Source organism: Cellulomonas sp. ACRRI (assembly GCF_022346185.1).
Taxonomy (GTDB): Bacteria; Actinomycetota; Actinomycetes; order Actinomycetales; family Cellulomonadaceae; genus Cellulomonas.
Genome location: NZ_JAKRMS010000037.1, coordinates 25,002 through 31,294 on the forward strand (window position 1 = coordinate 25,002; position 6,293 = coordinate 31,294).

Genomic DNA, 6,293 nt, shown 5'->3' on the forward strand with positions numbered 1-6,293 from the left:
GCACCCGTACCCTGGTCCGGCCCGGAGCCGGACCCCTCGAGAGGAACCCCATGCAGCTGACGGTCGCCCGGATCGGCCGCGCGCACGGCCTGCGCGGCGAGGTCGCGCTCGACGTGCGCACCGACGACCCCGCCGCCCGGTTCGCGGCCGGCACCGTGCTGCCCACCGAGCCCGCCGAGCGCGGCCCGCTGACCGTGGTGCGCACCCGCGAGCAGCAGGGGCGCTGGTACGTGACGTTCGCCGAGGCGCCCGACCGGACCGCCGCCGAGGCGCTGCGCGGGGTCGAGCTGCTGGTGGACGTCGACGACGCGGACGCCGGTGCGGACGACGACGAGGACGCCTGGTACCCGCACGAGCTCGCGGGCCTGCGAGCCGAGCACGTCGACGGCCGGGTGCTGGGCGAGGTCGTGGGGCTGGAGCACCTGCCGGCCCAGGACGCCCTGGTGCTGCGGGAGCCGGACGGCGCCCGGACGCTCGTGCCGTTCGTCCGGGCGATCGTGCCGGTCGTCGACGTCCCCGGCGGCCGCGTCGTGCTGGACCCACCGGGCGGCCTGCTCGCGTCCGACGCGGCGAACCTCGTGGTGAGCGACGAGACACGGGGCGAGCCGGTCGACGGGGCGACCACCGCCGGGGACGACGACTGACGTGCGCATCGACATCGTCTCGATCTTCCCGGACTACCTGAGCCCGCTCGGCCTGTCTCTCGTGGGCAAGGCCCGCAGCAGCGGCCTCGTCGACCTGCGGGTGCACGACCTGCGCGACTGGACGACGGACCGGCACCGCACCGTCGACGACACCCCCTTCGGCGGCGGCGCCGGCATGGTGATGAAGCCGGACGTCTGGGGCGCGGCCCTGGACGACCTGGTGGTCGAGGGCAGCCACCTGCTGCTGCCGACCCCGTCCGGCGCCCCGCTCACCCAGCGGCACGCCGAGCAGTGGGCCGCCGACGCCCACCTCGTCGTCGCCTGCGGGCGGTACGAGGGCATCGACGCGCGCGTCGCCGCGCACTACGCCACCCGGCCGGGCGTCCGCGTGAGCGAGTACTCCATCGGCGACTACGTGCTCAACGGCGGCGAGGTCGCGGCGATGGTGCTGGTCGAGGCGGTCGTCCGGCTGCTGCCCGGCGTCGTCGGCAACCCGCACTCGCTGGTCGAGGAGTCGCACGGCGCCGCCGGCCTCCTGGAGTACCCCGTCTACACCAAGCCGCCGGCCTGGCGGGACCTCGAGGTCCCGGAGGTGCTGCTGTCCGGGCACCACGGGCGCGTCGAGCGCTGGCGCCGCGACCAGGCGCTGGCGCGCACCGCCGAGCGCCGGCCGGACCTCCTCGCGCGCCTGGCGCCCGCCGACCTCGACAAGGCCGACCGCGCGGTGCTGGCCGACCTGGGCTGGGTCGTCGGCGCGGACGGGCCCGCACCGGCGGGCGCGGACACGGCCGGCGCGGACACGGCCGGCGCGGACACGGCCGGCGCGGGGGAGTAGTCGCCCCGGTTTCGACCGCGGGGCCTCGGCTGTGGCACACTTGACGGTCGGTGCCCGACGCCCCGTCTCTGCCACAGGGGAGGCGACCACGGCCCGCCGAGCGATCGGCCGCGCACCGCACCTCATGCCATCCGGCGCCCCCGGCGCCGACGACGACGCGCGTGACCTGTGGCACGGCGGGAAAGCGACACACGATGTCCCACATCCTCGACTCGATCGACGCGGCTTCGCTCCGCACCGACGTCCCGGACTTCCGCCCCGGCGACACGCTGAAGGTGAACGTCAAGGTCGTGGAGGGCAACCGCTCCCGCGTCCAGGTCTTCCAGGGCGTCGTGATCGCCCGCCAGGGCGACGGCATCCGCGAGACCTTCACCGTCCGCAAGGTCTCGTTCGGCGTCGGCGTCGAGCGCACCTTCCCGGTGCACTCCCCGACGCTGGAGTCCATCGAGGTCGCCACCCGCGGTGACGTCCGTCGCGCGAAGCTGTACTACCTGCGCAACCTCCGCGGCAAGAAGGCCAAGATCAAGGAGAAGCGCGACGCGGTCCCGGCCAAGCAGGCCTGAGACACCGCAGCACGCCCGACGGGCGGCCGCCCCACGCCGGGGTGGCCGCCCGTCGGCCGTCTCGCGCAGGTCCTGTGCCCACGGGCGCGTGGGTGTGGGCGAGCGCTCGGACGACGTGGGAGAGTGATCCGGTGACGGACCAGGACGCAGCACCCGCCAGCCACGAGGCGCACGCCGGCGGGGTCGCGGGGCGACGGCGCGGGCCGGTCACCTCGTTCCTGCGGGAGACGGCGATCATCCTCGTCAGCGCCATCGTGCTGTCCTGGCTGGTCAAGACCTTCCTCGCGCAGGCCTTCTTCATCCCGAGCGCGTCGATGCACGACACCCTGATCGAGGGCGACCGGGTGCTCGTCAGCAAGCTCGCCCCGGGCCCGCTCGACATCCACCGCGGCGACATCGTCGTGTTCTCCGACCCCGGCGGCTGGCTCGACCAGCAGGTCGTCCCGGAGACCAACGCCTTCCAGGACGCGCTCATCGCGATCGGCCTCATGCCGCAGCAGTCCGAGGACCACCTCATCAAGCGCGTCATCGGGCTGCCCGGCGACCGGGTGGCCGCCACCGGCGACGGCTCACCGGTCACCGTCAACGGCGTCCCCGTGGACGAGTCCGAGTACCTGGCGCCGGGCGCCAGCCCGAGCCACCTCGCGTTCGACGTCGTCGTGCCGTCCGGCTCCGTCTGGGTCATGGGCGACAACCGGCAGCAGTCCGCGGACTCGCGCTACCACCTCGGCGACCCCGGCGGCGGCTCCGTGCCGATCGACGACGTCGTCGGCACCGCGTTCGTCACGCTCTGGCCCGTCGACCGGATCGGCCTGCTGCGCAACCCCGGGGACGTGTTCGCGGACGTCCCCGACCCGTCGTGACCGCCGCCGGCCGCGCGCGCGCCGCGTGGAACCGGGCCGCGCCGACGCTCCGGGTCGAGCGCCAGATCATCCGGGACGGCGTCCCGGCACTCGCCTGCGCCGACGAGGTCGGGCGCGGCAGCCTGAGCGGGCCGGTCACCGTCGGCGTCGTCGTCGTGACCGCCGAGAGCCGGGCCGTGCCGCAGGGCGTCCGGGACAGCAAGCTGCTCAGCGCACCCGAGCGCGAGCGCCTCGCCCCGCTGATCCGGCGCTGGGCCGCGTGCTGGTCCGTCGGGCACGCCGAGCCCGCCGAGATCGACGCCTACGGCATCATCGCCGCGCTCCGGCTCGCCGCGCACCGGGCGATCGCCGGGCTCGAGGTCGCGCCGGGCGCGCTGCTGCTCGACGGCAACCACGACTACGTCACCACCCCCGCGCAGGACACGCTGCTCGGGCCGCCGCCCGTGCTCGACGTCGTGCCGCCCGTGCGGACGATCGTCAAGGCGGACCTGCGGTGCGCCGCCGTCGCGGCCGCGAGCATCCTCGCCAAGACCGAGCGCGACGCCATCATGACCCGGCTGCACGACGACCACCCGGAGTACGGCTGGGCGGAGAACAAGGGCTACTCGGCACCCGAGCACCTGGCCGCCCTGCGCCGGCTCGGCCCGACGCCGCACCACCGGACGTCGTGGCGGCTGCCGGGGGTGGACGCCGCCGGGGGCGCGGTCGCCGCCGGCCCGGTCGGCCCCGCGCCGCTCGCGGACGCCGCGCTGCCCGGCGAGCCGTTGACGCTCGACGTCGCGGGCTGACCGCGCGACGGCGGCCCGGCCCGTCCCGGTTCCGCGCGCTCCGGCGTGCGCCGGTGCGGGTGTCGCGCCGGGATGGGGGATGATGGCTGGGTGAGCGCCGAGGACCTGGAGAACTACGAGACCGAGATGGAGCTCGCGCTCTACCGCGAGTACCGCGACGCCGTGGGCCTGTTCTCGTACGTCGTCGAGACCGAGCGCCGGTTCTACCTGGCGAACCACGTGGACCTGCAGGTCCGCTCCGCCGCGGGCGAGGTCTACTTCGAGCTGACGCTCGCCGACGCGTGGGTGTGGGACGTGTACCGGTCCGCGCGGTTCGTGAAGTCCGTGCGCGTCGTGACGTTCAAGGACGTCAACGTCGAGGAGCTGGTCAAGGCCGACCTGGACCTGGGCTCGGGCGGCGGCTTCGGGCGGTAGGAAGCCGTGGGGCGGCGGGCGCCGCCCCACGCGAGGGCGCTGAGTCCTCCACAGGCCGGGCGGCGTGCGCGGTCCCCAGGTGCGCCCCGGCCGGGGCGCGCGGCCGCGGCGCGCCCCGGCAGCCTCGGTGCCGGAGGTGGTGCCGATGCGCACGCGGAACGAGACCGGCCGGCTGGGTGAGGACCTGGCGGCGCGGCTCCTGGAGAACGAGGGCTGCACCGTCCTCGACCGGAACTGGTACGGCCCGGGCGGCGAGCTCGATCTCGTGGTGTACGACCCCGGCGAGGACGCCGTCGTCGGCGTCGAGGTCAAGACCCGCCGCACCACGACCTACGGCACCCCGCACGAGGCGGTGACGCCGCGCAAGGTGCGGCGGCTCCGGGCGCTGCTGGCCGCCTGGCTCGCCGCGCACGACGTCCACGCCCGGTCGGTCCGCCTCGACCTCGTGGCGATCGAGCTGCGCGCGGGGCGGCCCCCGCACGCCGAGCACCTCGCGGAGATCGGCTGATGGCGCTCGGGCGGACGCGTGCGGTGGGGCTCGTCGGGCTGTCGGGGCACCTCGTCGAGGTCGAGGCGCACCTCGCGTCCGCCCTGCCCGCCTTCGTGCTCGTCGGGCTGCCCGACGCCTCGCTCGCCGAGGCGCGCGACCGGGTGCGCGCCGCCGTCGGCTCGACCGGCCTCACCTGGCCCAACCGGCGGATCACCGTCAACCTCTCGCCCGCCGCGCTGCCGAAGTCGGGGCCGGGGTTCGACCTCGCCGTCGCCGTCGCGGTGCTGGCCGCGGCGGAGCTCCTGGAGGGCCGGCGGGCCGCAGGGGTGGTCCACCTGGGGGAGCTGGGGCTCGACGGCCGCCTGCGGCCCGTGCGCGGCGTCCTGCCCGCCGTCGCCGCCGCCGTGGCGGCGGGTCACCCGGACGTGGTCGTCCCGGAGGCCGACGCGCCCGAGGCCGCCCTCGTGCCCGGCGCCCGGGTCGTCGGCTGCCGCAGCCTCGCGCAGGTGGTGCACCGCTACGGCGGGTCCGTCGTCGTCCCCGACGAGCCCGCCGTCCCGCCGGTGCGCGCCGTCGGCGCCCACCGCACCCCGCCCGGCGACCTCGCCGACGTCCTCGGGCAGGCCGAGGCGCGCGGGGCCGTCGAGGTCGCCGCCGCCGGAGGGCACCACCTGCTGCTCGTCGGTCCGCCCGGCGCGGGCAAGACGATGCTGGCGTCCCGGCTGCCCGGGCTGCTGCCCGACCTGGACGAGGCCGAGGCCGTCGAGGTCACCGCCGTGCACTCCGTCGCCGGCACCTTCGACCCCGCCGGCGGGCTGCTGCGCCGGCCGCCCTACGAGGACCCCCACCACACCGCCACGCCCGCCAGCATCGTCGGGGGCGGCTCGGGGCAGCCGCGGCCCGGTGCCGCCTCCCGGGCGCACCGGGGAGTCCTGTTCCTCGACGAGGCGCCGGAGTTCCCCACCGCGGTGCTGCAGACCCTGCGCCAGCCGCTCGAGCACGGCGAGGTCGTGGTGCACCGGTCCGCCGGTGCCGCCCGGTACCCCGCGCGGTTCCTCCTCGTCCTCGCGGCCAACCCGTGCCCGTGCGGGCGGGCCATCGGCACCGGGCTCGCGTGCACCTGCGGGTCGCTCGCGCGGCGGAGGTACTTCGGCAAGATCTCCGGGCCGCTGCTCGACCGGGTCGACGTCCAGGTCGAGGTGCCGGCCGTCCGCCGTGCCGAGCTCGGCGACCCCGCCGAGAGCACCGCCGTCGTCGCCGCGCGGGTCGCCGCCGCGCGCGCCGCGCAGGCGGAGCGGTGGGCGGGCACGCCGTGGCGGGTCAACGGCGAGGTGCCGGGTCGGGTGCTCCGCGACCGGCTCGGCGCCGACCGGCAGCTGCTCACCCTGGTGGACGAGGGGGTCGACCGGGGGACGCTGACCCTCCGCGGCGCCGACCGGGTGCTGCGGCTGGCCTGGACCGTCGCCGACCTCGCGGGACGGGGCGGCCCCGTGCCGGACGACGTGGGGCGGGCCGTCGCGCTGCGGACCCGGGGGCAGGCGTCGTGAGCGGGATCGAGGACGCGTCGAGCGTGGGGGCTGGTGCCGGGGTGCCCGGTGGGTCCGGTGGGTCCGGCGGGTCCGGTGCGCCGGGTGGGTCCGGCGGTGGGGCACGGCCGGGTGCCTCGCGGGGCGGTGCGGCGTGGGCGGCCGAGAGC

Annotated in this window: 8 protein-coding genes; all 8 read left to right on the forward strand. The window is 76.7% G+C overall.

The window, feature by feature from the left end:
* Positions 1 to 50 precede the first annotated feature (50 nt).
* The 8 genes from rimM (at position 51) to MHY85_RS09180 (ending at position 6,144) form a co-directional block, all read left to right on the forward strand.
* Positions 51 to 644, forward strand: a complete 594-nt coding sequence (gene rimM, locus MHY85_RS09145; protein ID WP_239195739.1) for a ribosome maturation factor RimM — start codon at positions 51 to 53, stop codon at positions 642 to 644.
* A 1-nt stretch (position 645) separates the two neighbouring features.
* Entirely contained in the window at positions 646 to 1,479 is an 834-nt protein-coding gene (gene trmD / locus MHY85_RS09150) for a tRNA (guanosine(37)-N1)-methyltransferase TrmD (protein ID WP_239195740.1), read from the forward strand.
* A gap of 194 nt (positions 1,480 to 1,673) precedes the next feature.
* Entirely contained in the window at positions 1,674 to 2,042 is a 369-nt protein-coding gene (gene rplS / locus MHY85_RS09155) for a 50S ribosomal protein L19 (protein ID WP_158373097.1), read from the forward strand.
* A gap of 131 nt (positions 2,043 to 2,173) precedes the next feature.
* Entirely contained in the window at positions 2,174 to 2,905 is a 732-nt protein-coding gene (lepB, locus tag MHY85_RS09160; RefSeq protein WP_239195741.1) for a signal peptidase I, read from the forward strand.
* Positions 2,902 to 3,693, forward strand: coding sequence for a ribonuclease HII (locus MHY85_RS09165; protein WP_239195742.1), 792 nt, complete (start codon positions 2,902 to 2,904; stop codon positions 3,691 to 3,693). Before lepB ends, MHY85_RS09165 begins: the two co-directional genes overlap by 4 nt.
* A 90-nt stretch (positions 3,694 to 3,783) precedes the next feature.
* Positions 3,784 to 4,107, forward strand: coding sequence for a DUF2469 domain-containing protein (locus MHY85_RS09170; protein WP_147793871.1), 324 nt, complete (start codon positions 3,784 to 3,786; stop codon positions 4,105 to 4,107).
* Between the two features lie 145 nt (positions 4,108 to 4,252).
* Entirely contained in the window at positions 4,253 to 4,615 is a 363-nt protein-coding gene (locus MHY85_RS09175; RefSeq protein ID WP_239195743.1) for a YraN family protein, read from the forward strand.
* Entirely contained in the window at positions 4,615 to 6,144 is a 1,530-nt protein-coding gene (locus MHY85_RS09180; RefSeq protein WP_239195745.1) for a YifB family Mg chelatase-like AAA ATPase, read from the forward strand. Before MHY85_RS09175 ends, MHY85_RS09180 begins: the two co-directional genes overlap by 1 nt.
* Positions 6,145 to 6,293 lie beyond the last annotated feature (149 nt).

Coding starts and splice junctions, on each gene's coding strand:
- MHY85_RS09175 (WP_239195743.1), top strand. CDS start 4,253: ATGCGCACGCGGAACGAGACCGGCCGGCTGGGTGAGGACCTGGCGGCG.
- MHY85_RS09180 (WP_239195745.1), top strand. CDS start 4,615: ATGGCGCTCGGGCGGACGCGTGCGGTGGGGCTCGTCGGGCTGTCGGGG.
- rimM (WP_239195739.1), top strand. CDS start 51: ATGCAGCTGACGGTCGCCCGGATCGGCCGCGCGCACGGCCTGCGCGGC.
- rplS (WP_158373097.1), top strand. CDS start 1,674: ATGTCCCACATCCTCGACTCGATCGACGCGGCTTCGCTCCGCACCGAC.